Here is a 23,238-nt window from a genome sequence, read left to right on the forward strand (position 1 = left end):
CAGTTGGTTAGAAGGTCGGTATCGGTTTGGGTGGGTCAGCAGCTAAAGCCACGGCTGCCATAGCGTTTGAAGTCCATGGCGCCAGTGCGTGCGGTGGCAGTCACCTCGGGCACGTACGGCGGGGCCCGCATCACGTTGTGCTGTGCTGGGGGCACGATGGCGAGCGCAGGCATGGAAGCAGGAACTTGCTTTTCAGCAGCTGCTGAACTGGGCTGCGGCATGCGCCAGCGTTTAGCCGCCGCAGAGCCTGTGGCCTCCAGCTGCTTGCTGTAAGTCAGGTGCCCTAAGCGGGCGCGAAAGCGCTCTGTGGCGTTCTTGTCCTCTTCGGTCTGACCAAACAGGGCGTACAGCTCCTGAAACCCACATGGCTGGTACTGCGCCACGTGTTTGACAATGTCCACGTTGAGCTGCACCTGTGAATGGTGGCGGCGGTTGTGCTTGTGGTCTGCATTCATCGCGCAAACCCCAAAAGGTTGAAGTAGCCCGTCATAAAGCCAATGGCCACAGCCACGGCCACCACAACCACGATGACTATCGCGCCTATCAGTGCAGCCTCAAATGCCCACCCGCTGGGCAAAGGGGGTTCGGGGGGGGCCTCAATCACACCAGGCGCAAATGGGTAGCGCGCCTGGCTGAGCGATTGCAGGTTTGTTGGATTACGATTCATCATGAAAGCCTCCTTGCAGAAATGCGTTGTGCGTCAGGAAAATGTTCTAGGGCAAAGACCACAGCTTGAAAGCCGTCTTCATACAGGCCGTGGTGCTGCCCTTGGGAGCCATCGGCCATGGTGATCTGGACCAAGTAGCTGCGCATGGCTTAGCAACCGGTGATGACCTGGGCGTCAACCTGTGGCCAACCCGCTTTGGCGGCTGCATTCATGGCACGGCACACCAGGTTGTTGACCACCAGCGGAAAGCACATGCTGCGCGCGTCAGCGGTCTTGCCACCACGCGGGATATGGATCAGACGGCCACGAATGGCATCGGCGGCATCTGGGGTTAGCACTTCCTCGTACTTCAAGTCAAAGCGGGCGAACTTGTGTTTCAGGTAAGCCTCCAGCTCACTATCCAAAGGCTCCAACTCCACCAGCTCACAGCGCTGCATCACCTCGCGCACTTCGGTGTTTTGGCTGCCCAAGCGGTCCTTCAGCTCGGGTTGGCCGATCAGGGCCACACCAATCAGGCGCTGCATTCCGTCCTTGAGCTCAAGAAAGCGCTTTAGGTGTTTGAGCGTGGCAAGGGGCAGGCAGTGCGCCTCTTCAATGACCAACAAATGGCGGCGTCCGGCTTTGCGACTGGCTTTGAGTAGGTCGTGAACCTGCTGAAACCGTGCCTGTGGGCTGCTCTTGACCTTGAGCTGCGGGTCCAATGCGTAGGCAATGGCCTCGGCTATGTGGCTGCTTTTGAGCGTTTTGCCTTTCGCGTCATCACGCTCCATGGCCAGCACGTAGGGCCGGATGACCAGCACGTCGCGCTTGTCACTTTTGATGCGCTCTTCCAAATCTTCCGCCAGCGTGGTTTTGCCTGCGCCGCTTTCGCCCACCACCGCCAGAAAGCCATGGTTATTGGCGCAATCGACCAGGGCTGCACGCACATAGCGCACGCTGGGCGTCTGAAATACATCGTCTTGGCTTTGCACGTCATCCACAAACGGGTTGCGTGGGAGCCCGAAGTGCTTGCGGGCCTCTAGGGTCAAAGCTTGGTTTTGCAGTAGCATTGGTTCGTCCTTGGGTTCAGTTTCATTGGTTGAGGGTGGATTCACGGGATAGGCCTTGGCACGGTGCGAACGTGCCTTGGCCGCCTTTTCTTGCAGCGCAGTCAGCAGCTCTTGCAGCTGCTCTTGCGTCAAACCTTTGGATTGCAAGTAGGTTTGAATTTTTTGCAGCGCTTGCTCAGCACCAAATGCAGGCCACTCGCCATGCGCACAAATGCGGCTCACAGCAGAGGTCCTTAGCCCTGTTGCGCGGCAAAGCTCGCTCTGAGGAATACCCAGCGCTTTGAGTAGAGGTGCTGCCCGGCTCATAGGGCACCCCCAGCCACCATGCGAAGGCCACCGCGCACAGCTAAGCGAGCCTGCAGCGCCTCCAGTTGGTCTTCTGGCACACCGTCAGGATGCAGGCTGCGCAAGGTTGCAATCAGCTCAGGGCTCATCGCCACGCCCCGCACAACTAAGGCTTGGGCTGCTTCAAACTGGCTAAGCACGCGGGCCACCACCATAGAACTGGTGCTTGTCGTGCTGACCAAGTCGGTACCTTTGCGCGGCATAAATGTGCGCTCTGGTGCTTGCTCTATGACCTTGAACGGGTCAATGCGCCCACCAAAAGGCGTGGCATTGGCGCGCCGCTTGGTGTCTACCTCGTCTTGGGTCAGGGCGTCGTAGGCAAAGCGGTCTACTTCTTTGCGGTTGCTGTCAGCACGGGTGTCTGCATGGCGGCGGTAGTCTTCTCCAATCACGTTGGCTGTCTCGCTGAAGCCAGCGTCGTCGCGCCGTACCAATGGGACGCTGTAGAGAACTTCCAACCCGTTGACGTCGGTGTCCAACACCATGGCTGCGTCTAGCACGTAGGGGTTGTGTGTGACTTGCAGCTTTTCACCAACCATCACGTTGGGGACGCCTGAGACATCAAAGTCACGCCCCTTGAATGGCACGGTCAAGAAGTCCGTGACCTTGCGCGACTCGGGCGTGTGCGTCAGCAATTCAAAGCACAGCTCTGGGGGCGGCGCTATGCGCAGCTGCTCTTGGCTAATGGTCAGCCACTGGTCATACCGGGTCTTGCCGTGGCGGCTGTGAATTTTTGTGCTGTTGTACCAACGTGCCCAACGCTGAGCCTGCGCATTGAGCTGGGCCAAGTCTTGTACCGGGCTAAATCGTAGCCCTGATTCAAAGCTGCGCTCAATGATGTTCCGGGCGTTTTCTACTTGGCCTGTGGCTCGTGCATTGCCAGCTGCATGGGCAATAGGCTTGACCTGCAAGCGGCGTAGCAAGTTAGAAAACAGCCCCCCGGTATTAGCACTACCCATATCCATCATCAGGATGAAGGGCACACCATGCAGTGGATCGCCTTCGCGCTTTTGAATGGCGGCGATAAAGCTTTCTGCCAAATTGGTGCCACTTTCAGCACCCATCACGTAGTTCACAAAAATGGCACCGCTGTAGTGTTCGGTGTATTCGTACGACCACACGCGGTCTGCCTCAATGCGTTTGAGGTTGGCAGGCTTGTTTTTGTAGAACTTGGTGTGCTCCATAACCTGCAAGCCAGACTCACGCTCAGTGCGCGCGTTCAGGTAGTACAGCACGCACATGGACGCGTCTATAGAGCCCACATGGTTAGGGTGCAGGCTCTTGAGCTCCACAGCTGGTGCGGGGCAGTTCAACTGGTCTGGGTGCAGGCCATAGCTGCGCAGGGCGCGAGATATGGCGCTGTCAGACAGTGGGCTCACCTCACCGGTCTCTGGGTCGGTGCGATCTGCCTTGACTTCGCCATTGGCGCGCATCAGCTCCACTGCCTGGCCGATAGACATCAAGCGCTTGCCAGACTTACGGTGGCTCACCATCAGAGCGGCACTGATAGCCACGGCGTCTTCGCGGCTGAGTAACACGTCGCCCGCATCGCTGCGTCTTTTGCGTTCAGGTTTCACTTTGACTGCTCCAAGGTGTCGGTATAAGGTGGGCGCACTCATGCCCAGTTCGCTGCAAGCGGCGTCGTACAGCGCCTGCTTGCTGCCATGCGGCGCATTGGCCACTGCCTGCGCCAGCTGCACCAGGCGTTGAACAATTGCGGGATTGAGTGCCATGGGTTCAGTACCTGGTGCGCTTAGCGTCCGGCCCACTCAGACACTTCACCTGCCAAGGCTTGGTCTGCCGCTGTGCTGACATCGGGCAGGTTGAACTCTTCGCGCAGGGCTGTGAGGTCAGCCTGCAACTGCCCCACCAGACCCGCCATGAAAACGTTTTGCTCAGCACCTTTGTGGTTTTGCAGGGCAATGAGTGCCTGGCGAAGCTCCCCCGCTACGGCCCCCTGGGCGTTGCGCAGCAGGGCTGCTGCTTCCTGGTGCAGCTCTGCCAGCACGTCATCTGGCGTCGCCTTGGCAATATGGCGGGTGAGCTTGTTGATCTTTGCGTCTTTGGCTGCCAGCAACTTGTCAGTGGCATCCTTTTCTGCCATGTGTTCGCGCAAACTGGCACGCAACTCGCGCACCCCCATGCTGGCGACAGCATCTGCACTCATACCCCGCACGGTGCCGCCTTCCGCTAGTTCTGCCATTTCTTCATCGTCCAGGACTAGCAACTCCAGCAACTTACTTTGGCTTTGGGCAATTTTCAAAACGGGTGACGTAACCCGTTTTGAAAAACGTGTTGCCGCAGCCATAAACCGGCGCGCAGCTCTGTCATCAATCCCTAACAGCTCTAATCGATTTTGAAACTCACCATACAAGCTAGCCTCTTTCAACAGGACCAAGCGCTTTCCGAGTTCCAGGCAAGCCTCTGCTGTCCGCTGTTGATAAAAACGGATGCCATCCTCTAGTGCCCCAACGGTCAACGCACCGTCATAGCCAAGCTGGGTGGCGAGCACCATCACGTTTTCTGAGGTGGAACGCTCTAGGGCGGCCAGTGAGTTCGCGGCTTGCATGTCAGTAGTCACCAGTGCCAAGTCAACCGGGGTTTCCTTGGAGGCGGGTGCTGGAGTAGGTTGTTTAGCCATATGGTTTTGTGTGGGTTTGAAAAAGTTAGAGGGGTACGCTGTAGCGTTGGCTGACTTCGTCTAGGCGACGCTTTGCTTGGCCTAGGTTGGCGGCTACCGTGACGCTGATGCGCACGAACGGGACACCGAGACGCCAGCGGTTGGTGCCTTCCACGCGTTCAACGAAGCCGGTAACGGCAGCAAGGGCGGGCAAATTCACACTGACCCAACTGGGTGCTACGTCGAGCCCCTTGGCAATTTCTGTCGGGGCCAAGCCGAGCAGCTCGTGCCCTGCTAACAGCCGAAACAGGTCGCAGGTCTTGCGAATGGGCTCAGCCAGCTTGTAAGTGGTTTCTGTGTGCATGCTTAGCCCACCTGTTGTGTTTGACGAAGGGTTGCCAGCTCAAGCGCCAACACCAGGCGCACGGTGTAGGCCAGCTGCTCGGCCAGCGGGCCGGGCGGCACGCTGAGGTCGCCATAAGAGGTGCCGATGACGAAACCGCGCCCGCGCATGTCAGGCACCTGCTTGGCCAGCGCGTACCGGATGTCATCGGGGGTCACGCTGCCGCCCCTCTTTGGCTAGCCTTGGTGCGGCGTGCTGGGGCGGGTTTGAATGTGGCCACGTCCACCACCACGCCGTGCTTCATGCCCAAGGCCACAGCGCAGCGGTGGGTTTCGCCGCGCAAGCCTTGGCGGGCACCGCGCAGCAAGTCCACCACCGTCATGCGGTGAAAGCCATTGGCCCGCGCCCACTCAGACAGGGTGATTCCAGCGGCCTTGAAGTCCGCCTGCACCTGCTCTCTGGTTTTCAAATTAGTGGTTTTATTCATGTCAAAATGTGTGAAAAGAAGTTAAACAACAAGGCAAAGCAATGACTGAAGACCAAGCAAATGAGATTGCTACGCGGCTGACGGTTGCGTTGATTGAGAAGTTGGAGCGACCCTTTGGGCTTCAATCCAAGACGAAGCCGAATGAAACTGCGTAAAGCATCGTTCCGCATCTGCTAGCAATTCGAGATGCGCTTCTTGAGAGTTCGCCTCCAGTGCCCAAGCCATGAGTTGCAGCATCTGCGCACGAAAGGCCTGCTGGAGCACCTCTATGGCTTGATCTGCAGGGGTGAAGTGAGCGACTGGGCTAACCCCAGCAATCAATTGGGCCGGTGTTTCAGCCCCGGTAGGCCGGAAGCAATGTGTTCGGCATAGGTGGTAGGCAAAGTCGTTGACCTGACGAGAGGCATCGTCAAGAACATCCTGCGCATGTTCAACGGTAAGTCCGCTGAGCAATGCCACGAGCTGCGGCAGCACAGTGGCTTTGGTGGTAGCTGAGGGCAGTTTTAGCGTTGTCATTTCTTTAGTTTGGGTTGTTGTGATTTATGAAAATTTCAAATTTGGAACGCGATTTATGAACGAAGACGGCGGCATACCTCGTTTGCTTGGTAGACCAAGATGACCGAAGAAATAGCAAGACAACTGCCACTGATAAGCGTGGCCATTGCAGTGTTGATGGTCATAAGCCAGTTGCTCGACATCAAAGCAAAGCTGGCAAAGGAGACGGCGATGCTTGCAAAGTTAAGAACAGCTTTGTTTGTCAGGCACTGGCGGATGACGCTGGCAATGGCTCTGGGCTTGGCCGCCATGCTGTCGATAGCGTGGGTGCCGGTGACACAGTCATCCGTACTAACTTGCGTGCTGGGTGGGGTGCTAACCGCTGTCGCTATGGCGGGTATCTTGGTGTTTGAAATATCGCTACTGGCGGCAGACAAGATTTCAGCGCTGTTGTTGCAGGCACAAGCTACTAGTGGCGCGTTGGGCAAAGACGCAGGCAGATGACGTAGGAGTTGCTTGGATTGAGCGCGCATCATTTTTTTGCCTTTAGGTGTTGTGGTTTGAAAAAATTAGGAGCAAGGCGTTGGACCTAGGGCTTATCAGCGGTGCGGTGTCCGCAATTGGGGCAGCCATACAAATCGGCAATGGGGCTGTTGCATTGCGAGACGGTGCGATGCTTTGCATCGAGGTCGGCAAAATGAATGACCAACTCTTGAAGGCGCAGCAAAGCCTCTTGGCGCACAACACCGCCTTGCTGGAGTTGCAGCAAATACATTTCGAGACCCGCGACAAGTTGCGAGTAGCGACAGAACAGCTGTCGGACAAAGGTCGTTACATCCTTTTCCAAACCGGTGTGGGCCACTTCGCTTATCGGGTACAGCTGACCCCACCGGTGGGCGGAGGTGACCAGCCAGTCCCGGCGCAGCCCCTTCACTACGTCTGTCAGGAGTGTTTCGATCGCGGGGCGAAGGTCGTCATGCGGTTTGAAGACTCCGACCAAACTCCCGCTTTGATCTGTCCGGCTTGCAAGGGCTGGGTTCTCGCTGACCTTGTGGTCCAGGAGATTCGCAGCCATGGAAGTTAAGCGCATTTTTTTGCCTTTAGGTGTTGTGGTTTGTTTGGATTTGTCGTTTGATGTATGAATTATGCTGAACAAATTAGTGATTTACAAGATATTTAATGGCTGAGCACGAAATATTTTTTGACGTAGGGCAGCGCATAGCTGCCTTGCGAGGAAAGCTGACACAAGCTGGTTTTGCACAGCGTGTAGGTGCGAGCCGGAGTTCCGTTGAAGGATGGGAGGCCGGAAAACGCCTTCCTGACGGTTCATCATTGCTGCGCATGCACGAAGCCTTTGGTGCAGATATCACGTACCTGCTCACTGGTAAAACAGGCGGTGCCGCCCCACGCCTTCGCCCGGATCAGGAAGAGTTGCTAGCCAATTACGACAAGGCGAACAGCGACGGCCGTGAACGCATCCGCCAAATCAGTGCTACAGCAGCCAATGCGCCTAAGCGCTCGGCAAAACCTGCACCTCAAACCAGTACTTTGATAGAAGGCGAAGCCAATGAAATTGCCTCCAACCATCATCACGTCAAAGTAAAAGGCAGCAACAACAAAGTGATGACTATGTCCAGGAAGTAAACCAACCAAAGAAAGGGAGTTAGGGAGTGCCTGACCAAGAAGACCAAAATACAAAAGCATCTGAGTCAACAGAGGTCGCGCCAGAAGATGCCCAGCCCACCGGGACCAAGAGCTCACTAAGCATTGAAGGCGACAACAACCTGGTGCTGGTAATTGAGAAAATGCTCACCAAATTGACCGAGTCGCGTCTGCAGGCCGACTTCTATCAAACCACAGGCATGCGCTGCAGCCGGAACGTGAGGGTGCTCATGGAAAAACTGATGGAAGACTACGGTTTTACGTCCCATGAACTCAAGCGGCCCTGGCGCTCTGGTGCGCTTGTCCCCGATAGAAAGACCGGCGGCATCAAAGTCGCGTCGCGTGTGTTCGATCTGGCATTTGGTTGGGGTGGTGTCGCTTTGGCAACGCTACTGTATTTGCCGCTATCTATTGGGCTGATGACGATCCCGTCAACACTGCAGTCACTGCTAGGGCTCGCAATTGCAAGTTGTTTTTACGTGCTAGCCATTTTTGGGTGTTGCTACCAAATGTTATGGCCGCAAAAAACCGCCATCAGGGTAGCGCTTGCGCTTGGTGCAGATTGATGCGCGACCCGACTTCCAGCCATTGGTGTCCCTGACAGGCGACAGCAAATCAACGTTTTGCGCGACATTGCTGCGCTGTTGGCGGAAATCTCGCTCCTCAATTTTGAGGAACCAAACGCAATCTCGCGCCCCAATCTTGGGGAGCCAGATTCCATCAGCGGACGCAATTTTGCGCCGGCTACCTACACCGACAAGCGCGGCAAAACCTACGCCGAATACCGACTGAGCCGCGACGGCTTCAGTTTGCTCGCCATGGGGTTCACAGGACGCGAGGCCAAAGTTCTCAACCAGGAGCAATAAATGGGACCAGTGGCCGCTAAGCTTGATGCACCACACGTTCAAGAGTTTTGCAACGCTGTGGCTCTAGGCAGCACTGCCTATATGGTGGAGTGCCTGCCCCTGTTGCATGAGCCATTCCACCAGTGTTTCGCTATCGTGCCAAAGCAGGTGGCTGCTCAGGGCGGCCGCCAACTGACGGGCTGGGCGATTTGGGAGGTGCCGGGCCTCTTCATCGAAGCTGAGTTCCATGCCGTTTGGCAGCGCCCAGACGGGGCTGTCGTTGACGTATGCCCGCGCCCCGTCCATTACCCACGCATCACTTTTTTGCCGGATGCCAAACGCCAATATGTGGGCCTGCGGGTCGATAACACTCGCAAGCCGCTGATGCGTGACCCCGATTTGCTGCGCTTCCTGCACTTGTGCCAGCGCCGCTTTGTGGTGGTTAACCAGAGCGACCTCGCAAACCAGCACGGCAACATATCCAAGGCGGACAAGGCGTTGCGGGAGTTCACGCTGCTCGAAAAGGAAATGGCCAAGCTCCAGCGTCGGCTCAGTCGGCGTTACCCAACTGGTGCCTAGTGCGCGGCCTTTGTGAATCAGCGTTTTCATGGTTTCTTAAGCTCAGCGGCTATAAGTCGCAGCTCATACCGCTCTATCTTGTCAGCTACCGGCATTTTGTCGTGAAGGTAGCGGTGAATCGTCAAAGTAGGTAACGCACCCCCACGCATGCGCAACGTGACGCCCTTGATATCCTTCGCCGACCAGTCGACACCCAGATAGTCCAGGATGTCGGTGTTTATGTCTCGCGTTTTGTTCATTTTTAGCCTGCTGCAGGCGATGCTTGAACCACAGGCAAATCTAGAACCTTGCGTGCCTGCCCTACTTGGTAGGGCATCCACTCGCAATACGGGCTGAACTCGGGTGCAGCCTGGCCTGGCTGCACCAAAGTGACCGAGGTGCGGCTGTAGGCTACGCCGTTAGCGTCAAACGCAGCCAAGTTGACCATGGTGTCCGAGTGCACAAAGGCAATGATGGCGGCATGGATCTCGCCTTCGCTAGGGTGAAAAAGTACAACGCGGCCGATAGTAGGTTTCATGGTGATGTTTCTCGGTGTGAGGTGTTTGGGTCAGAGCCATTCAGTTTCGTGATGCACGGCTGCAACCAGTAAATGAATTGCTTCACTTACTAGCGCTTGCGCGCGCGCGGCAAAGTTGCGGGTATGACTGACGCAAACAACCGTTCCCTTATCGCCGTGCTGGTGTTGTCAGCTGCCGGGTTTGTAGGTCTGGCGCTGGATGAGGGTTACACCTCTGTGGCCATACCAGACCCGGTGCTCGGCACCAAGGTACCGACCATTGGCTTTGGTACCACCGAAGGTGTGAAGATGACCGACACCACCACGCCCCCCAAAGCGATGCAACGGGCATTGGCAGACGTGAGCAAGTACGAGGGGGCTGTAAAGCGCTGCGTGCATGTGCCTCTGTACCAATACGAGTACGACGCCTATATCAACCTGGCCTACAACATTGGTGGCAATGCCTTTTGCAACAGCACATTGGTCAAGAAGGCCAATGCCCAAGACTACAGCGGTGCATGCAACGCAATTTTGCAATGGCGCAAGGTTGGCGATGTCGATTGCTCAGCACCTGGCAGCAAGGCTTGCCCTGGTCTGTGGAAGCGCAGATTGCGACTACAGGCACAGTGCCTTGGCCAAACCACAGAGGCTGAACAATGACCAGGCTGCTAACTACCGTGGCGGCGCTACTCGCATGGAGTGCTTTGTCGTTTTACGTTGGCTTTGCCTCTGGCGACGCGCAGCGCAACGCCAGCTGGCTTACCAAGCAAACAACGTACGAGCGCCAGGCCAAGGAGGCGCTGCAAGCTGCCCAGGCACGGGGCGATGCACTCACCACCGGGTTGCTAACGCTGCAAACCCAAATCAATCAACTCACAACGGAGAAACAACATGCAATCAAGCTTGCTACGACTGGGCGCGTGTGTCTGGGTGCTGATGCTTTGCGCGTGCTCGACAAGTCCCCTGGCATCACGGTCAGTGGACCACCCCAAACCCCCGGCAGCGCTGCTGCAGCGGGTGAAGCCATTGCCGCCCATACCGACTTCGCCTCCCACTTCGCCAGTGACACCGATATCGGCCTCTGGATCATTGACGCCGGGGCTAGCTACGAGGTTTGCCGCGCCCGTCTTGACGCCTTGATTGACTGGAACTTGGGGCTAGTAAGCACTGCGACACACCATGATTATTGAACTCAACCTGGCCAATCTGATTTTCATCATCATCGCCATCATTGGCGCCTATTGGGCGCTGGCCAAGATGTTTCTGTCGCAGTTTCAGCGGAGTCTGAACGAGCGCTTCGAGGCACAAGACTTAGCCCGCAAGGAAAAACATGCACAGCTCAATGTGCGCTTGGACGGCATAGAAGCCACGAGCCGTGAAGAGGCCAGCCAATGGCAGCGCATAGAGCGCGAGCTCTTGAGCCTTAAGGCTGAAATGCCCCGTGAGTACCTGCGCCGCGACGACTATGCCCGCGAAGTCAAAGCGCTGCACGACGCAGTGCAGCGCGACATATTGCCGATGCGCCAAAGCCTGACGCGCATTGAGGACTTCTTACTGCACAACAAGGGGACTATGTGAGCGAATACGCCAACTTTCTAAGGGCTGACTTGCGCTTGGTGATTTTGCGCATCTTGTCAGAGATGCCAGGGTACCGGGCCAACAGTTCTATCTTGGCCAACTTACTGCACCAGATGGGCCATGCAACCACGCGCGACCAAGCCAAGACTGAGATGCGTTGGTTGGCTGAGCAAGGCCTTCTCAAGCTGGAGGAGGTCGGTTCGGTCATTGTGGCCACACTGACTGAGCGTGGGCAAGATGTGGCCGAGGGCCGCAGCCAGGTGGACGGCATTGCACGCCCGAGGGCTTGACCCATGGGCCGCAAATCTACCGTAGACCGCTTGCCCCCCGAGGTACGCAACCGCATTCAAAAGCACTTGCGCGACAACCGCCTGACGCTGGTGGAGCTGATTGCGGATCTGCATGAGCAGTTCCCCGATCTGGCCCAGAAGGGGGAGTTGCCCAGCTGGTCGTCTCTACAGCGGTACAACCAGGGCATTCGCGAGATCGTGGCCCATGAGCGCCAGATGATGGTGGCCGCCGAAGCCTTGGTGGGCGAGCTGGGCGACAACTTTGATGCCAAGAGCGGCGCACTCTTAGCCCAGGCTGTGACCACGCTGGCGAGCAAGCGCGCCCTGCAGGCGGTGGAAGATGCGGCGAATGGCGAGGTCATGGATATCAGCGATGTGCTGGACTTGGCGCGCGCTGCAAAAACAGTGCAAGAGGCGCGCAGCTTAAACCTGAAGGAGCGCCGATCGGTAGCCGATGAAGCGCGCCGCAAGCTGCTTGAAGAGCAGAGCGAAAAACTCAAAGCCATGGGAAGCAAGGGTGGTGTTACCGAAGACACCAAGCGGGCCATACGTGAGGCACTGGGGATCGTCTGATGGCCAATGCGAAAGGCAACGCCAGGGTCATTCCAGCCGATCGGGAAGCGATTTTCTTGCCGTTTCAAAGTAAGTGGATCAAAGACAACTCGCGCATCAAGCTCATGGAGAAGACGCGCCAGGTCGGCGCTAGTTGGTCTACCGCGTATGCAGCCGACGAGCGTGCCGCTGCGCAGGGGGCAAGGTTTGATGAGTGGGTAAGCAGCCGGGACGATATCCAGGCGCGCTTGTTCATTGAAGACTGCAAGATGTGGGCGGGCATCATGAACTTGGCAGCCCAAGACTTGGGCGAAGTTGTGATTGACGCCAAAGACAAGCTGACAGCCTATGTGCTTCAGTTTGCCAGCGGCCGACGCATTCACAGCATGAGTAGCAACCCAGATGCGCAGGCCGGTAAGCGCGGGAGTCGTGTGCTGGACGAGTTTGCGCTGCACAAGGATCAACGTAAGCTGTGGGCCATTGCCTACCCAGGTATTACCTGGGGCGGCAATATGGAAATCATTAGCACGCACCGGGGGTCGCATAGCTTTTTCAATGGCCTGATCCGTGAGGCACGTGAGAAAGGCAACCCCAAGAAAATTAGTTTGCACCGCGTCACGCTGCAAGACGCGTTAGACCAAGGGTTCCTCTACAAGCTGCAGCAAGCCTTGCCAGCCGACGCCGAGCAACAGGTGATGACCGAGGCGGAGTACTTCGAGTTCATCAAGAACGGGTGTGCCGATCAAGAGTCGTTCGACCAGGAATACATGTGCGTGCCTGCGGATGACAACGCCAAGTTTTTGGAGTACGGGCTGATCACTGGCTGCGAGTACGCCGCAGGCATCGTTTGGCAAAGGGACTTGGACGATGTGTTCACTGGCCAGTTGTTCTGCGGCGTGGATATCGGTCGCAAGAAGGACTTGACAGTCTTATGGGTGATCGAGAAGCTGGGCGATGTGTTCTATACGCGCCGCGTGGAGACCATGGCCAATATGCGCAAGAGCGCACAAGAGGCCATCTTGTACCCATGGTTTGCCATCTGCAGCCGCATTTGTATCGACGCCACTGGGCTGGGTATTGGCTGGGCAGATGACGCGCAAGACAAGTTTGGCGAACGCCGGGTGGAGGCTATCACCTTCACTGGGCAGGTCAAAGAAGCTTTGGCATACCCCGTGCGTGGAGCGATGGAAGACCACACGCTGCGCATTCCAGATGACCCAGTGGTTCGCGCAGACCTTCGCAAAGTGCAAAAGACGGTGACAGCAGCTGGAAACATTCGCTTTGTGGCGGAGAGCACACCTGACGGCCATGCGGACCGATTTTGGGCTTTGGCTTTGGCGCTGCACGCGGGCTCTGGTGACAGTGGTCCTGTGGTGGCCACCAGCAGGCCACGCTCGGCCATCGAAACCATTGGCAGCATCAACCTCGCAGGCTATTGAGCCGCAACCTAAGGGCCACAACCATGGCAATTCAAACACCCATTACCGACCACCTGGCCACGCGCGCCAACTCCATCGACTTTTCAACCTTGGGCATGCTGCTGCCCAACCCAGACCCGATCTTGAAAGCCCAGGGCAAGGATATTTCCACGTACCGCGAAATGCGCACCGATTCACACATTGGGGGTTGCATCCGGCGTCGCAAGGCCGCCGTGCAGGCTTTAGAGTGGGGTTTGGACAAGGGTAAATCCAGCAGCCGGGCGTTCAAGGCGGTGCAGGACATGCTGGACGGCATTAAGCTGGCCCGCATCATTGCCCAAATGCAGGAGAGCACGCTGTACGGCTATCAGCCTATGGAGGTCATTTGGTCGCAGCGAGGTGGGCTGTTTGTTCCGGCAGACATCTTGGCTAAACCGCCAGAGTGGTTTTGCTTTGATGCAGACAATACCTTGCGCCTCAAGACCAAGGCGCACCCCATGACGGGCGAGCTGGTGCCCCAGTACAAGTTTCTGCTACCGCGCCAGGAGCCGACTTACAAGAATCCTTATGGTTTTGCCGACTTGGCCATGTGTTTCTGGCCGTTGATGTTCAAAAAGAATGGCCTCAAGTTCTGGCTGGCTTTCACAGAAAAATTCGGCAGTGCTTTTAGTGTGGGCAAGTTGCCGCGTAACGCGACAGACCCAGAACGCGATACCTTGTTGAACTCGCTGCAGGCGTTGATTCAGAATGGTGTAGCCGTCATTCCTGATGATGGTTCTGTGGAGTTGGTAGAGATGGCTGGCAAGGGAGCCAGTGCCGACCTTTACGAGCGCCTGGTTATGCACTGCCGCAGTGATATTGCCATTGCGCTGCTTGGCCAGAACCAAACCACTGAGGCCAGTGCCAACAAAGCCAGTGCCACAGCTGGCTTGCGCGTCACCGACGATCTGCGTGACGGCGACGCAGAAATCATTGCCGATTCGATCAACGAATTGATTGGCTGGTTCTGCCAGGTCAACTTTGGAGATTTGCAGCCGCCAGTTTTCCGCATGTGGGACCAAGAAGCCCAAGACAAGCTGCAGGCCGATCGCGACAAGAGTAACCATGATGCGGGTGCAGTGTTCACCAATGCCTATTGGATGCGCGCATATGGCTACCAGGAAGGCGACCTCAAGCCCGATGGCACAGCGCCAAAGCCTGTCAATGCAAGTAGTCCTCAACAAGTGGCATTTGCCGAGGCTGGCTCTGTTGTAGATGGGGTGGACGCCATCGTCAACGATGCGATGTCAGCGTGGGAACCCGTTCTTGCGCCGATGGTGGACCCTATTCAAGCGGCGCTGGATGAATCGGTGTCTAAGGGGGAGACGGCGGCTGAGTTTCTGGCACGCTTACCTGCGATTTTGGAGACTATGAACCCTGATGCGCTGGCGCGCGCGCTGACCCATGCTGCCTTTGTGGCGCGCTTGGGTGCGCAGGCGGGTTTGTCCGATGTCTGACGCCACCGACTTTGCCGCGCTGAACAAGCTGGCGCCTGCGCAGGCGGTTGACTTTTTGCAGCGCCGCAAGATGTTGACCGTGACGCATTCTTGGCAGGACTTGTGGCATGAAGAGCATGCCCAGCAGTTCACCATCAGCCGCCTGACACGTGTCGATCTGCTTGCGACCATCCAGAAGATGATCACCAAGAGTGTGCAGGGTGACTTGAGCCGGCGTGACTATATGCGCAACGCCAAGGCGGCTTTATCTGAGGCGGGCTGGTGGGGTGAGAAGACGGTGATTGACCCCGCCACTGGCCGGGAAGTGATTACCCGGTTTGACGCAGCGCGGTTGAAGTTAATTTATGACACCAACACCCGCCAGGCGTATGCGGCGGGTCTGTGGGAGCGTGCCGAGCGCAATAAGGCCGCAATGCCTTACCTGCGCTATATCACCCAGCGCGATGCGCGCGTGCGCGAGTTACACCGGCAGTGGGACAACGTGACATTGCCTGTAGACCATCCGTTTTGGAATACGCACTGGCCGCCTTGTGGCTACCGGTGTCGGTGCCGGGCGATGTCGGTCAGCCAGCGGGAATACGACCAAGGGAAAACGCCAGACGGCAGTCCGATGAAGAAGACCGCGCCCGAGGTGCTGACACGCGACTGGGTGAACAAACGCACGGGCGAGGTCAGCGCGGTGCCGGTAGGCATTACCCCAGGCTTTGATTACAACGTAGGTCAGGCCAGCACCAGGGCAGCGGCACTGCAGAAGTTGGTGACGGACAAGCTGTCAACCCAGGAGGGAAATCTGGCTTTGACGGCAGAAGCCCTGGGCATGCAGGCACCCAAGAACGCGCAGGTGGTAGCGGACGTGCCAGATTGGAAGTCTTTGGGCTACCCAGACTTGCGGCTTGCCAAGAATGTGGCAGTGGCACCAGAGCTATTGCCTGGTGTGCAGACGAACGCGGAGGCGGTGGTGATATTGCGCGACGCACTGGGCATACCTGAAGGCGGCGCGGTGGTAGTAACCACGCCCATTGAGGCTGTCACTATCCTGGATAGCACCTTGCTGCATGTGGTGGAAAAACGGCGCGATCAGCGTGAGCGGTTTGCCAACTTCGTTTTGCCCACGTTGCAGTCACCGTCTGAAATATGGGAAGTGGCCTATGACGACGCCACGCTTCGCAGGCGCTATCTCAAGGTGTTTAGCGGCTCAAAGTATGACCTGTTTGTGATGGTCAAGGTGGAGCCTGATGGCGGCATCTTCTGGAACATGATGCAGCGGGATCGCAAAGGCCTCAATGCTTTGCGGGTGGGTGAGCGGGTTTATGTGGACCCTGCGCTGTAAGGCGCTGAACGTGAGTGATATAGCTCCACCCGCACCGGCACGGGTGGTCAACTTACAGGTGGCTATAGGTTCCGGCACCAGCCACTTTCGCGCCTCACGCTCAGCTGCGGAGGATTTTACGTGTTTCTGGGTTTGAAGGGGAATTTGAAATGTTCACGCTGACGATTGAATCTGGCGAAGTCCGCACACAGCTTGCCAAGCTGTCACAGTTGCCTGATGACATCCCCCGCGTGCTGGATGGCATTGGCCAGATGCTGGAGAGCCGAATCAGCGGCCGCTTTGAGACGGAAAAAGACCCGGTCAACGTGATATGGAAACGATTGAACGCGTCAACATTAAAGAGCTACCCCAAGGATGGAAACCGCAAGGTGTTGAACCGACACGGGGACATGCTTCGCAGCCTGAATCATCAATTGCTCAACGGTGGTAACGCCGTGCAGGTTGGCTTTGGTGCGCCGTATGCTGTATTCCATGAGTTCGGTACCCGCAAAATGCCACGCCGGGGCCTGCTGTTTGGCGACCCGATAGCCCGCACCCTTGCGCCGAACGATGAGAAAACCGTACTTGATGCACTCAATGACTGGCTGGCCGGATACACCAAGTGATGCCCTGTGGCCCGCTTTAACCCTCTGCTAAACTGCCTCTACCGCGCCGCTCTGAGTCCAATGACCAGGCGGCGTTGCCGTTTCTGGGGGTGTTTCGTGGTGTGCAAATGTGTTTTCTGTGGAGTAAAATATGCCACAGGTACTAGTAACACCTACAACAAGCGGAACAGCCGCACCCGACAGTCATGCGGCTTTTTTTCGTCCCCAATTCGCTCCACGAGTCCGATTTTTGGGGGGTGCGCCCATCCGTAAGGACGGCGGCACGACTTGTTGCGTGTTACTACACCCCCCACCCGTCTAGTAAACGGGCCATCAGTCTCAACAAAGGAGCATTTCATGTTGCATCCATCTCTTGCACATCTGGAAGATATCGACACGCGTTTCCTCGATCCCAATGCGCGTTTCGTGGTCATGCCTGAAACCACCGAAGCGGCCCTCGAAGACGCCAACCTCGCCCTTGTGGGCCTGTCTTGCATGTTAGATACCATGGAGAGCCAAAACATCAAGCTACACCAAGCAGGTGGATGCCTCCAATATGTCGAACTCCCTCCGGACTGTCTCAGTGCGTTACTGCGCATGGTGGCCGAAAAGATCAAGCCTTGCACCAACAACCCCACGCTAGGCGCGGTGCAGCATCTGCGCCCCGATTTGTTCAACACCAGCAACCGAGGAAACTGAAATGAGCCGGCGTTTTTCGATAGACAAGATGGAACCGCATCGGCGTACCATGGCAATTGACTGCATCCGTGCGAATCGCCACTTTTCGCTGGTTGAGATCATCGCCAACCTCAGGGAGCTTGGTATCACGGAAATATCCAAGTCGGCTTTGCACCGCTATCTGCCAACGCTGGATAAAAAAGACAGCTTGTGCGCAAGCCCGAACGAGGGCACTATCGTTACCATCGTCGAGCGGGGCACTGGCGAGGTCATTACGTTAGCAAGCAGTGCATCTGGACGCACCATTGCCGAAATGGTGAAAGGCCTTCAACTTCCCAGCTGATATCGTCTGGGCATGGGAAGCGGCAGTTCTCAAGCCGCTTCGATCAAAAATGAAGGGCGTTTTTTGGCTTTCCTGATACGAAAGCCATTTTCATGATCGGTATGCGAAAAGACCCCGCAACATTTCCAAATACCCGATTTATCTCGCGTGACCCACCGGAAATATCTCACTCTCTCTCAAGTGATCGAATCCAGCTCCCAACACAACGTGTATCAACAAAGGACATCATTCAGTGATCATTACAACGTACTGCGCGGCAGCACTTTTCAAAATCCATACCAATGAAGCAATCAAAGGCAACCCAGCCTGGGCCAATCTTCGAATTGAATCAAACGGTTGTCTTCCCAAAGATGAAACCCGTGGTGCTGGCCTCTATGCAATTCATTACAAAGATCATTTACTTTATGTAGGACAGTTCCGTGGGACGAATGTGAACTCCACGGATGGCGACGTGTGCGCAACACGGTGGGCAAAGCACCTCGGCACACTAACGCTTCGAGATCGGCGTATTTCATTCAACGGAAGTGTGTTGGAGAAAATGAAAGCTGTTGAGCAATCCTCAATACTTCTTGCCGATTTGATTTGTGCAGATCCGACGACATTAACCGGCGACCGTGGCCGCGTTTCATCTCTAAATCGAGCAATATTCGCGGCGGAAAATTGGCCCGCTTTTTCGCACATTGCGGGTCCGCGGGGGCTGACGGACTTTGTTATCACTTATGCAAAAATCGAGAAGGGAATGCCCTTCAGCAATTCACAGATACGAACCGCGATTGAGCGAGCTGAGAGAAATGCAATTTCGCAACTCTTGCCACGTTGCAATGCTCATGTACAACACGGCGCTGCAAAAAACATGAACAGGGTAGACACAGCACAAGTGCTAAATCAGGCTCTTGAATCGAGCTTCAGACATTTAGGACAAGAAACTCCATTGGTTCGACAAAAAATGCACGTTGACTTACAGCCCAAAGCAGATGATGAAGCAGATCTTCAGGCGGATGACGCTGAACTGATGACCGCACAAGAAACTTTCAATTTGTCGCTAAGCAACTCTGCGAACGCGGTTCAAGCAATTGATGAAGTAGTAAGTTCTTTTGATCAAATAGACGATGCCTATGTCTGGTACACAAAAACAAAAAAAGGAGATTTGCGAATTAGAAGTAGCGCGGGGCGCCGTAGGTTCGACAACGTCGCTGTGGTCAGTTGGCAACCTAGGCTTCGCCGTTTCCAATCTGAGATAAACCTATCTGTCGAGCATTGCATCGAGTTGGGCGCAACAACCGCGGCTTCCAATCATCATGGCGCGACACTTCCAACTCGAGCCTCGTTTGATATTCCAGTGGCCAACGAAGCGCTTAAAAGATGTTTGCTTGGCGCAGCAGATCAAATCCGCCGAACTCCGAAGTAGACGGAGTTATCTTCATCTCGTTCAGTTTTAACTCGTGCACTCACGCTTCTTGACGCTATGCATTGGCACCAAAACGGGACCGCCCTATTTCCAGGCTTTACTCACCAAGCACTGAAATGTCTTAGCCCTAGCGCATTCGTTGGCGCTGAGCGATAAGGGCTTAACAAATCATTTGGAAGTACGGGCGTGCACTGGTCTCATATTGCTTTTGGCCACTAGCCAAGTTTCCCTTCACCCCGTTTTCACACAAACTTCACACAACCCCCTAGCCACTTCAAACAGTCTTCTTCCCGCGGCGGGATGCTCTCTTCACCGTGCAATGTCGCACGATGAACCGCAAGAGATGCACCATGGCTATCGCCGTTTTGTCAGAACCCGCACAGCCCAGCCGCCTATCCCGCTGGCTGTGGCTGGCAACCACTTCCCTCTCGGCCGTCTGCTTTGTGGCGCTGGTCAGCCACCCTGTGCATGCGCAGGACACTGACAACCCGCGCCTTAAAACCGAGAGCCCCTACTTCTTGGTCAAAAGCGACAACCCCGGCGTGGACCAGTTGCCGCTCAAGTCCACGCAGGTCAACGTGAAGGTCAGCGGTGTGATTGCCGACGTGACCGTGGTACAGACCTACAAGAACGAAGGCCAGCGCGCCATCGAAGCCAAATACGTGTTCCCCGGCTCCACACGCGCTGCAGTGCACGGTATGAACGTGCGCCTGGCCGACCGCCTGATCACCGCCAAGATCCGCGAGAAGCAGCAAGCCAAGATCGAATACGACGACGCCAAGGCCCAAGGCAAAACCGCTGCCTTGCTGGAACAGCACCTGCCCAATGTGTTCCAGATGAATGTGGCCAACATCATGCCCGGCGACGACGTGAAGGTGGAGCTGCGTTACACCGAGCTGCTGGTACCCACCGACGGCAAATACCAGTTTGTGTTCCCCACCGTGGTAGGTCCGCGCTACAACAGCCCACAGAGCGGTCAGGCCAACGCCACTTGGGTTGCCCAGCCCTACCTGCCCCAAGGCCAAAACACGCCCACCAGCAAAGCCGCACCTGCCTTTGACATCCACGTGTCGCTCAACACGCCCATTGGCATCAAGGAAGTCACCTCGCCATCGCACACCATCAGCAGCTACAGCGAGCAGGGCGGTGCCACCGTGGTGGGCCTGAACCCCACCGCCGAGCCCACCAACAACCGCGACTTCATCTTGGACTACCGCCTGGCCGGTGACAAGATCGAGAGCGGATTGCTGCTCTACAAGGGTGCGACCGAGAACTTCTTCCTGGCCATGGTGGAGCCACCCAAGGCCCCGCCCGCCACCGCCATCAGCCCACGCGAGTACATCTTTGTGGTGGATATCTCGGGCTCCATGCATGGCTTTCCTCTGGACACAGCCAAAGGCGTGCTGCGTGAGTTGATTGGTGGCCTGCGCCCCAGTGACACGTTTAACGTGCTGCTGTTCTCGGGCAGCAACAATTTCCTGAGCCCCAAGTCGGTACCCGCCACCAAGGCCAACATTGAGCAAGCCATCCGCACCATCGACCAACAAGGTGGCGGTGGCAGCACGGAGCTGATTCCTGCGCTCAAGCGCGTGTATGCCCAAGCCAAAACCGCCGATGTGTCACGCACCGTGGTGGTGGTGACCGACGGTTATGTGACCGTGGAGCGCGAAGCCTTTGAGCTGGTGCGCAACAACTTGTCTAGCGCCAATGTGTTTTCGTTTGGCATCGGCTCCAGCGTGAACCGCCACCTCATGGAAGGCCTGGCCCGTGCGGGCATGGGCGAACCCTTCATCATCACCAAACCCGAGCAAGCGGCCGAACAAGCCAAGCGCTTTCGCACCATGATCGAATCCCCTGTGTTGACCCAAGTGAAGGCCCGCATTGAAGGCCTGGATGTCTACGACGTCGAACCCCGCAACCTGCCCGACCTGTTGGCGCAACGCCCTGTCATCGTCTACGGCAAATGGCGTGGCGAGCCCAAAGGCAAGCTGATCATCGAGGGCCAGAGCGCCAGCGGCCCCATCCAACACACACTGCCTGTGGCTGCCGACACCGCCAAGACCACTGACACCGCAGCCCTGCGCCATCTGTGGGCCCGCAACCGCATTGCTGCTTTGAGCGACCAGGAAGCCTTGGAAGGCGGCGACACCTACGCCAAGGCCATCACCGACCTGGGCCTGCAATACAGCCTGCTCACCCAGTACACCAGCTTTCTGGCTGTGGACCAGGTGGTGCGCAACAAGGCACCTGCTGACAGCACCGGCGTGAACCAACCCTCACCCCTGCCCGAAGGTGTGGAAAACAGTTCCCTTGGTACCGAGGTGCCCAGCACACCCGAGCCTGCTACCTGGGGTGCCATTGCCATGACGATATCGGTCCTGGGCATGCTGGCCTACCGCCGCCGCCGCGCACTGGCGCGCGCACACCACTACACCAGCTGAACATGAAGCCCCCACGCTTGTCACTTCGTGTACTGCGCTGCCCCCCAGGGGGGCGCTACCTGCCTTGGGGCGGCCCGGCGGCAGGTCAGGCTTGCACCTCTTCACGGCTTTTGAAGGTGCCCGGCTTCGTGCGCTTTGGCATTGCCATCGACACTGCGGCCGAATGGCGTTGGCTGGCGCTGTTGGCAGTCGCCCTGTGGCCCACCTGGTGGTGGATGGGGCAGCGCATGGCCGATGGATCCGACGACCCGCTGGGCATCCTGGCCCTGGCCGCCATGGCTACTCTGTTGTTCGCCCACCGCCAGCACCTGCGCGCGGCGCCCCGCTTGGGCCTGCAGGCCACGGCCTTGGTGGGTGCAGTGCTCACCACCGCCCTGCACAACCAGCTGCCCGACCTGCTGGTGGCGCTGGTGGGTTTACTAAGCCTGGCTGCCGGCTTGCTGGCTTTCTTGCCGGCGCGGGTGGCCAGTGCACCGGTGTGGGGGCTCTCTGTGCTGTCGCTGCCCCTGCTGGCATCGTTGCAGTTCTATGCGGGCTTTCCGCTGCGGGTGGTGACGGCTGAGCTCAGCAGCTGGTTGCTCTCTGTGGCTCACACCGTAGAGCGCAGCGGTAGCAGCCTCTTGGTAGACGGCCAGCTCATCATCGTGGACGCGCCTTGCTCTGGAGTGCAAATGGCCTGGCTGGGTTACTTCACGGCCTGCGCGGTGGCACTGGCAACAGGCCGCAGCAACCGAAGCTTCTTGCTGCGCCTGCCGGTGGTGAGTGTGCTGGTGCTCCTGGGCAACGTGGTGCGCAACACCGTGCTGGTGGCGGGAGAGGCTTCCGGCGTGCATTTGGGCAATGCAGCGCACCAGGCCGTGGGCTTGGTGGTTTTGGGCGTGGTGTGCGGCGGCATTGCCTGGGCCATGGGCCGCTCCACAGCTAAGGAGTCCAAGGTATGAAAACCACCGCATCCCCACGCACCACTGCCCAAGGCTTCTTTAGCAACCGCTTCGTTAACCGCGTGCTGCACAAAACCCTGTGGGCCGCGGTGCTGCCACTGTGCGCGGTGTGGAGCATTGCCACCGCTGTGGCAGACCACAGGCCTGGAGCGGAGACATCGGCAACACCCCAGGTGACCGTGGAACTGCCCAGCCACTGGCAGGGCGCACCACTGCGCCCCCTGGCACTGAGTGATGTGGAGCTGCGCTTTGCAAAGCACTTTCCCGGCACGGTGGCGCGCATGACCGACGGCACCCAGGTACTGGTGCTGCGCACCGTCAACCAGCCGACCCGCATGTTGCACCCAGCCGCCGACTGCTACCGCGGTCTGGGCTACCGCATCCACAGCGAGCAGCTGGAAGTGCAAGCTGACCAGCAACGTTGGCGCTGTTTTGTGGCCCAGCGCGGCGGCAAGGCGGTGCGCGTTTGCGAACGCATTGCCGACGCCCAAGGGCAGGGTTACACCGACACGTCGGCCTGGTACTGGGCGTCGGTCTCGGGCCAGTCCCACGGGCCATGGCAAGCCATGACCGTGGCCACACCGCTGTAAG

General features: G+C 57.4%; 32 protein-coding genes. 19 read left to right on the forward strand and 13 right to left on the reverse strand.

From position 1 onward, the window contains the following. Window positions 1-35 precede the first annotated feature (35 nt). From EXZ61_RS14675 to EXZ61_RS14715, 9 genes are all read right to left on the reverse strand, one after another. Window positions 36-455 (reverse strand): hypothetical protein, encoded by a 420-nt coding sequence (locus EXZ61_RS14675; RefSeq protein WP_142812472.1) that lies wholly within the window; start codon window positions 453-455, stop codon window positions 36-38. After that, window positions 452-670 carry a hypothetical protein gene (locus EXZ61_RS14680; protein ID WP_142812473.1) on the reverse strand — a complete coding sequence of 73 codons (219 nt, stop codon included), beginning with the start codon at window positions 668-670 and terminating at the stop codon, window positions 452-454. The genes EXZ61_RS14675 and EXZ61_RS14680 overlap by 4 nt, the downstream gene beginning before the upstream one ends. A gap of 146 nt (window positions 671-816) precedes the next feature. Beyond that, window positions 817-1,938, reverse strand: coding sequence for an ExeA family protein (locus EXZ61_RS14685; protein WP_237218974.1), 1,122 nt, complete (start codon window positions 1,936-1,938; stop codon window positions 817-819). An 80-nt stretch (window positions 1,939-2,018) separates the two neighbouring features. Further along, window positions 2,019-3,794: a transposase family protein gene (locus EXZ61_RS14690; protein ID WP_142812475.1), complete on the reverse strand. Its 1,776-nt coding sequence runs from the start codon at window positions 3,792-3,794 to the stop codon at window positions 2,019-2,021. Between the two features lie 20 nt (window positions 3,795-3,814). Beyond that, window positions 3,815-4,702: a hypothetical protein gene (locus EXZ61_RS14695; protein WP_142812476.1), complete on the reverse strand. Its 888-nt coding sequence runs from the start codon at window positions 4,700-4,702 to the stop codon at window positions 3,815-3,817. A gap of 25 nt (window positions 4,703-4,727) precedes the next feature. Further along, complete coding sequence (locus EXZ61_RS14700; protein ID WP_142812477.1) at window positions 4,728-5,045, reverse strand: IclR family transcriptional regulator; 318 nt, start codon at window positions 5,043-5,045, stop codon at window positions 4,728-4,730. Between the two features lie 2 nt (window positions 5,046-5,047). Further along, complete coding sequence (locus EXZ61_RS14705) at window positions 5,048-5,242, reverse strand: hypothetical protein (RefSeq protein WP_142812478.1); 195 nt, start codon at window positions 5,240-5,242, stop codon at window positions 5,048-5,050. Further along, a complete protein-coding gene (locus EXZ61_RS14710; RefSeq protein WP_142812479.1) occupies window positions 5,239-5,511 on the reverse strand; it encodes a DNA-binding protein in 273 nt (90 codons plus the stop codon). Before EXZ61_RS14710 ends, EXZ61_RS14705 begins: the two co-directional genes overlap by 4 nt. Window positions 5,512-5,580: 69 nt before the next feature. Beyond that, a complete protein-coding gene (locus EXZ61_RS14715; RefSeq protein ID WP_142812480.1) occupies window positions 5,581-6,027 on the reverse strand; it encodes a hypothetical protein in 447 nt (148 codons plus the stop codon). A gap of 99 nt (window positions 6,028-6,126) precedes the next feature. Here EXZ61_RS14715 and EXZ61_RS14720 point away from each other — a divergent pair, with 99 nt between their 5' ends. Beyond that, a complete protein-coding gene (locus tag EXZ61_RS14720; RefSeq protein ID WP_142812481.1) occupies window positions 6,127-6,510 on the forward strand; it encodes a hypothetical protein in 384 nt (127 codons plus the stop codon). An 85-nt stretch (window positions 6,511-6,595) separates the two neighbouring features. Here the strand turns inward: EXZ61_RS14720 and EXZ61_RS14725 are convergent, their stop codons facing one another. Next, the gene (locus tag EXZ61_RS14725; RefSeq protein ID WP_142812482.1) at window positions 6,596-7,081 is read right to left on the reverse strand and encodes a hypothetical protein; all 486 of its coding nucleotides are present in this window, start codon (window positions 7,079-7,081) and stop codon (window positions 6,596-6,598) included. 104 nt (window positions 7,082-7,185) lie between these two features. On the opposite strand from EXZ61_RS14725, the gene EXZ61_RS14730 reads away from it, so the two are divergent. The 3 genes from EXZ61_RS14730 to EXZ61_RS14740 are packed head-to-tail and all read left to right on the forward strand — an operon-like array spanning window position 7,186 to window position 8,534. After that, window positions 7,186-7,650 (forward strand): helix-turn-helix domain-containing protein, encoded by a 465-nt coding sequence (locus EXZ61_RS14730; RefSeq protein ID WP_142812483.1) that lies wholly within the window; start codon window positions 7,186-7,188, stop codon window positions 7,648-7,650. A gap of 26 nt (window positions 7,651-7,676) precedes the next feature. Next, window positions 7,677-8,234 (forward strand): hypothetical protein, encoded by a 558-nt coding sequence (locus tag EXZ61_RS14735; protein WP_142812484.1) that lies wholly within the window; start codon window positions 7,677-7,679, stop codon window positions 8,232-8,234. A gap of 57 nt (window positions 8,235-8,291) precedes the next feature. Next, window positions 8,292-8,534, forward strand: coding sequence for a Rha family transcriptional regulator (locus EXZ61_RS14740; RefSeq protein ID WP_178084859.1), 243 nt, complete (start codon window positions 8,292-8,294; stop codon window positions 8,532-8,534). 63 nt (window positions 8,535-8,597) lie between these two features. Here EXZ61_RS14740 and EXZ61_RS14745 read toward each other — a convergent pair whose 3' ends face one another. Genes EXZ61_RS14745 through EXZ61_RS14755 form a run of 3 tightly spaced genes read right to left on the reverse strand, consistent with a single transcriptional unit; the run spans window position 8,598 to window position 9,609 of the window. Further along, entirely contained in the window at window positions 8,598-9,122 is a 525-nt protein-coding gene (locus EXZ61_RS14745) for a hypothetical protein (RefSeq protein WP_142812486.1), read from the reverse strand. After that, on the reverse strand, window positions 9,119-9,331 hold the full coding sequence (locus tag EXZ61_RS14750; protein WP_142812487.1) for a hypothetical protein: 213 nt from the start codon (window positions 9,329-9,331) through the stop codon (window positions 9,119-9,121). The genes EXZ61_RS14745 and EXZ61_RS14750 overlap by 4 nt, the downstream gene beginning before the upstream one ends. Before the next feature lie 2 nt (window positions 9,332-9,333). Then, complete coding sequence (locus tag EXZ61_RS14755; RefSeq protein ID WP_142812488.1) at window positions 9,334-9,609, reverse strand: hypothetical protein; 276 nt, start codon at window positions 9,607-9,609, stop codon at window positions 9,334-9,336. A 123-nt stretch (window positions 9,610-9,732) separates the two neighbouring features. Here EXZ61_RS14755 and EXZ61_RS14760 point away from each other — a divergent pair, with 123 nt between their 5' ends. The 15 genes from EXZ61_RS14760 to EXZ61_RS14830 all read left to right on the forward strand — a co-directional run bounded on the left by EXZ61_RS14760 (window position 9,733) and on the right by EXZ61_RS14830 (window position 23,237). Further along, window positions 9,733-10,248 (forward strand): lysozyme, encoded by a 516-nt coding sequence (locus tag EXZ61_RS14760; RefSeq protein ID WP_142812489.1) that lies wholly within the window; start codon window positions 9,733-9,735, stop codon window positions 10,246-10,248. Continuing rightward, a complete protein-coding gene (locus EXZ61_RS14765) occupies window positions 10,245-10,778 on the forward strand; it encodes a hypothetical protein (RefSeq protein WP_142812490.1) in 534 nt (177 codons plus the stop codon). Before EXZ61_RS14760 ends, EXZ61_RS14765 begins: the two co-directional genes overlap by 4 nt. Next, window positions 10,768-11,166: a hypothetical protein gene (locus tag EXZ61_RS14770; RefSeq protein WP_142812491.1), complete on the forward strand. Its 399-nt coding sequence runs from the start codon at window positions 10,768-10,770 to the stop codon at window positions 11,164-11,166. The genes EXZ61_RS14765 and EXZ61_RS14770 overlap by 11 nt, the downstream gene beginning before the upstream one ends. Beyond that, window positions 11,163-11,456: a VpaChn25_0724 family phage protein gene (locus EXZ61_RS14775; protein WP_142812492.1), complete on the forward strand. Its 294-nt coding sequence runs from the start codon at window positions 11,163-11,165 to the stop codon at window positions 11,454-11,456. The genes EXZ61_RS14770 and EXZ61_RS14775 overlap by 4 nt, the downstream gene beginning before the upstream one ends. A gap of 3 nt (window positions 11,457-11,459) precedes the next feature. Continuing rightward, a complete protein-coding gene (locus EXZ61_RS14780) occupies window positions 11,460-12,029 on the forward strand; it encodes a phage protein Gp27 family protein (RefSeq protein ID WP_142812493.1) in 570 nt (189 codons plus the stop codon). After that, the gene (locus EXZ61_RS14785) at window positions 12,029-13,447 is read left to right on the forward strand and encodes a phage terminase large subunit family protein (protein ID WP_142812494.1); all 1,419 of its coding nucleotides are present in this window, start codon (window positions 12,029-12,031) and stop codon (window positions 13,445-13,447) included. Before EXZ61_RS14780 ends, EXZ61_RS14785 begins: the two co-directional genes overlap by 1 nt. 23 nt (window positions 13,448-13,470) lie before the next feature. Then, a complete protein-coding gene (locus tag EXZ61_RS14790; RefSeq protein ID WP_142812495.1) occupies window positions 13,471-14,922 on the forward strand; it encodes a DUF935 domain-containing protein in 1,452 nt (483 codons plus the stop codon). Continuing rightward, window positions 14,915-16,252 (forward strand): PBECR2 nuclease fold domain-containing protein, encoded by a 1,338-nt coding sequence (locus tag EXZ61_RS14795; RefSeq protein WP_142812496.1) that lies wholly within the window; start codon window positions 14,915-14,917, stop codon window positions 16,250-16,252. The genes EXZ61_RS14790 and EXZ61_RS14795 overlap by 8 nt, the downstream gene beginning before the upstream one ends. A gap of 149 nt (window positions 16,253-16,401) precedes the next feature. Next, window positions 16,402-16,857: a phage virion morphogenesis family protein gene (locus tag EXZ61_RS14800; protein ID WP_142812497.1), complete on the forward strand. Its 456-nt coding sequence runs from the start codon at window positions 16,402-16,404 to the stop codon at window positions 16,855-16,857. Between the two features lie 336 nt (window positions 16,858-17,193). Continuing rightward, entirely contained in the window at window positions 17,194-17,535 is a 342-nt protein-coding gene (locus EXZ61_RS14805; RefSeq protein ID WP_142812498.1) for a hypothetical protein, read from the forward strand. Window position 17,536: 1 nt separating this feature from the next. Further along, window positions 17,537-17,857: a hypothetical protein gene (locus EXZ61_RS14810; protein WP_142812499.1), complete on the forward strand. Its 321-nt coding sequence runs from the start codon at window positions 17,537-17,539 to the stop codon at window positions 17,855-17,857. Window positions 17,858-18,089: 232 nt separating this feature from the next. Then, entirely contained in the window at window positions 18,090-19,265 is a 1,176-nt protein-coding gene (locus EXZ61_RS14815; protein ID WP_142812500.1) for a hypothetical protein, read from the forward strand. A 350-nt stretch (window positions 19,266-19,615) separates the two neighbouring features. Then, a complete protein-coding gene (locus EXZ61_RS14820; RefSeq protein WP_142812501.1) occupies window positions 19,616-21,706 on the forward strand; it encodes a VIT and vWA domain-containing protein in 2,091 nt (696 codons plus the stop codon). Between the two features lie 2 nt (window positions 21,707-21,708). Continuing rightward, a complete protein-coding gene (gene xrtQ, locus EXZ61_RS14825; protein ID WP_142812502.1) occupies window positions 21,709-22,647 on the forward strand; it encodes an exosortase Q in 939 nt (312 codons plus the stop codon). After that, entirely contained in the window at window positions 22,644-23,237 is a 594-nt protein-coding gene (locus tag EXZ61_RS14830; RefSeq protein WP_142812503.1) for a hypothetical protein, read from the forward strand. The genes xrtQ and EXZ61_RS14830 overlap by 4 nt, the downstream gene beginning before the upstream one ends. Window position 23,238: the final 1 nt, after the last annotated feature.

It is taken from the genome of Rhodoferax aquaticus (assembly GCF_006974105.1).
GTDB classification, from domain to species: Bacteria; Pseudomonadota; Gammaproteobacteria; order Burkholderiales; family Burkholderiaceae_C; genus Allorhodoferax; species Allorhodoferax aquaticus_A.

Bases quoted from the DNA above. Each gene is read 5' to 3' on its own strand.
- EXZ61_RS14675 (WP_142812472.1), bottom strand. From the start codon at position 455: ATGAATGCAGACCACAAGCACAACCGCCGCCACCATTCACAGGTGCAG.
- EXZ61_RS14680 (WP_142812473.1), bottom strand. From the start codon at position 670: ATGATGAATCGTAATCCAACAAACCTGCAATCGCTCAGCCAGGCGCGC.
- EXZ61_RS14690 (WP_142812475.1), bottom strand. From the start codon at position 3,794: ATGGCACTCAATCCCGCAATTGTTCAACGCCTGGTGCAGCTGGCGCAG.
- EXZ61_RS14695 (WP_142812476.1), bottom strand. From the start codon at position 4,702: ATGGCTAAACAACCTACTCCAGCACCCGCCTCCAAGGAAACCCCGGTT.
- EXZ61_RS14700 (WP_142812477.1), bottom strand. From the start codon at position 5,045: ATGCACACAGAAACCACTTACAAGCTGGCTGAGCCCATTCGCAAGACC.
- EXZ61_RS14710 (WP_142812479.1), bottom strand. From the start codon at position 5,511: ATGAATAAAACCACTAATTTGAAAACCAGAGAGCAGGTGCAGGCGGAC.
- EXZ61_RS14715 (WP_142812480.1), bottom strand. From the start codon at position 6,027: ATGACAACGCTAAAACTGCCCTCAGCTACCACCAAAGCCACTGTGCTG.
- EXZ61_RS14720 (WP_142812481.1), top strand. From the start codon at position 6,127: ATGACCGAAGAAATAGCAAGACAACTGCCACTGATAAGCGTGGCCATT.
- EXZ61_RS14725 (WP_142812482.1), bottom strand. From the start codon at position 7,081: ATGGCTGCGAATCTCCTGGACCACAAGGTCAGCGAGAACCCAGCCCTT.
- EXZ61_RS14730 (WP_142812483.1), top strand. From the start codon at position 7,186: ATGGCTGAGCACGAAATATTTTTTGACGTAGGGCAGCGCATAGCTGCC.
- EXZ61_RS14745 (WP_142812486.1), bottom strand. From the start codon at position 9,122: ATGAAAACGCTGATTCACAAAGGCCGCGCACTAGGCACCAGTTGGGTA.
- EXZ61_RS14750 (WP_142812487.1), bottom strand. From the start codon at position 9,331: ATGAACAAAACGCGAGACATAAACACCGACATCCTGGACTATCTGGGT.
- EXZ61_RS14755 (WP_142812488.1), bottom strand. From the start codon at position 9,609: ATGAAACCTACTATCGGCCGCGTTGTACTTTTTCACCCTAGCGAAGGC.
- EXZ61_RS14760 (WP_142812489.1), top strand. From the start codon at position 9,733: ATGACTGACGCAAACAACCGTTCCCTTATCGCCGTGCTGGTGTTGTCA.
- EXZ61_RS14765 (WP_142812490.1), top strand. From the start codon at position 10,245: ATGACCAGGCTGCTAACTACCGTGGCGGCGCTACTCGCATGGAGTGCT.
- EXZ61_RS14770 (WP_142812491.1), top strand. From the start codon at position 10,768: ATGATTATTGAACTCAACCTGGCCAATCTGATTTTCATCATCATCGCC.
- EXZ61_RS14780 (WP_142812493.1), top strand. From the start codon at position 11,460: ATGGGCCGCAAATCTACCGTAGACCGCTTGCCCCCCGAGGTACGCAAC.
- EXZ61_RS14785 (WP_142812494.1), top strand. From the start codon at position 12,029: ATGGCCAATGCGAAAGGCAACGCCAGGGTCATTCCAGCCGATCGGGAA.
- EXZ61_RS14790 (WP_142812495.1), top strand. From the start codon at position 13,471: ATGGCAATTCAAACACCCATTACCGACCACCTGGCCACGCGCGCCAAC.
- EXZ61_RS14795 (WP_142812496.1), top strand. From the start codon at position 14,915: ATGTCTGACGCCACCGACTTTGCCGCGCTGAACAAGCTGGCGCCTGCG.
- EXZ61_RS14800 (WP_142812497.1), top strand. From the start codon at position 16,402: ATGTTCACGCTGACGATTGAATCTGGCGAAGTCCGCACACAGCTTGCC.
- EXZ61_RS14805 (WP_142812498.1), top strand. From the start codon at position 17,194: ATGTTGCATCCATCTCTTGCACATCTGGAAGATATCGACACGCGTTTC.
- EXZ61_RS14810 (WP_142812499.1), top strand. From the start codon at position 17,537: ATGAGCCGGCGTTTTTCGATAGACAAGATGGAACCGCATCGGCGTACC.
- EXZ61_RS14820 (WP_142812501.1), top strand. From the start codon at position 19,616: ATGGCTATCGCCGTTTTGTCAGAACCCGCACAGCCCAGCCGCCTATCC.
- xrtQ (WP_142812502.1), top strand. From the start codon at position 21,709: ATGAAGCCCCCACGCTTGTCACTTCGTGTACTGCGCTGCCCCCCAGGG.
- EXZ61_RS14830 (WP_142812503.1), top strand. From the start codon at position 22,644: ATGAAAACCACCGCATCCCCACGCACCACTGCCCAAGGCTTCTTTAGC.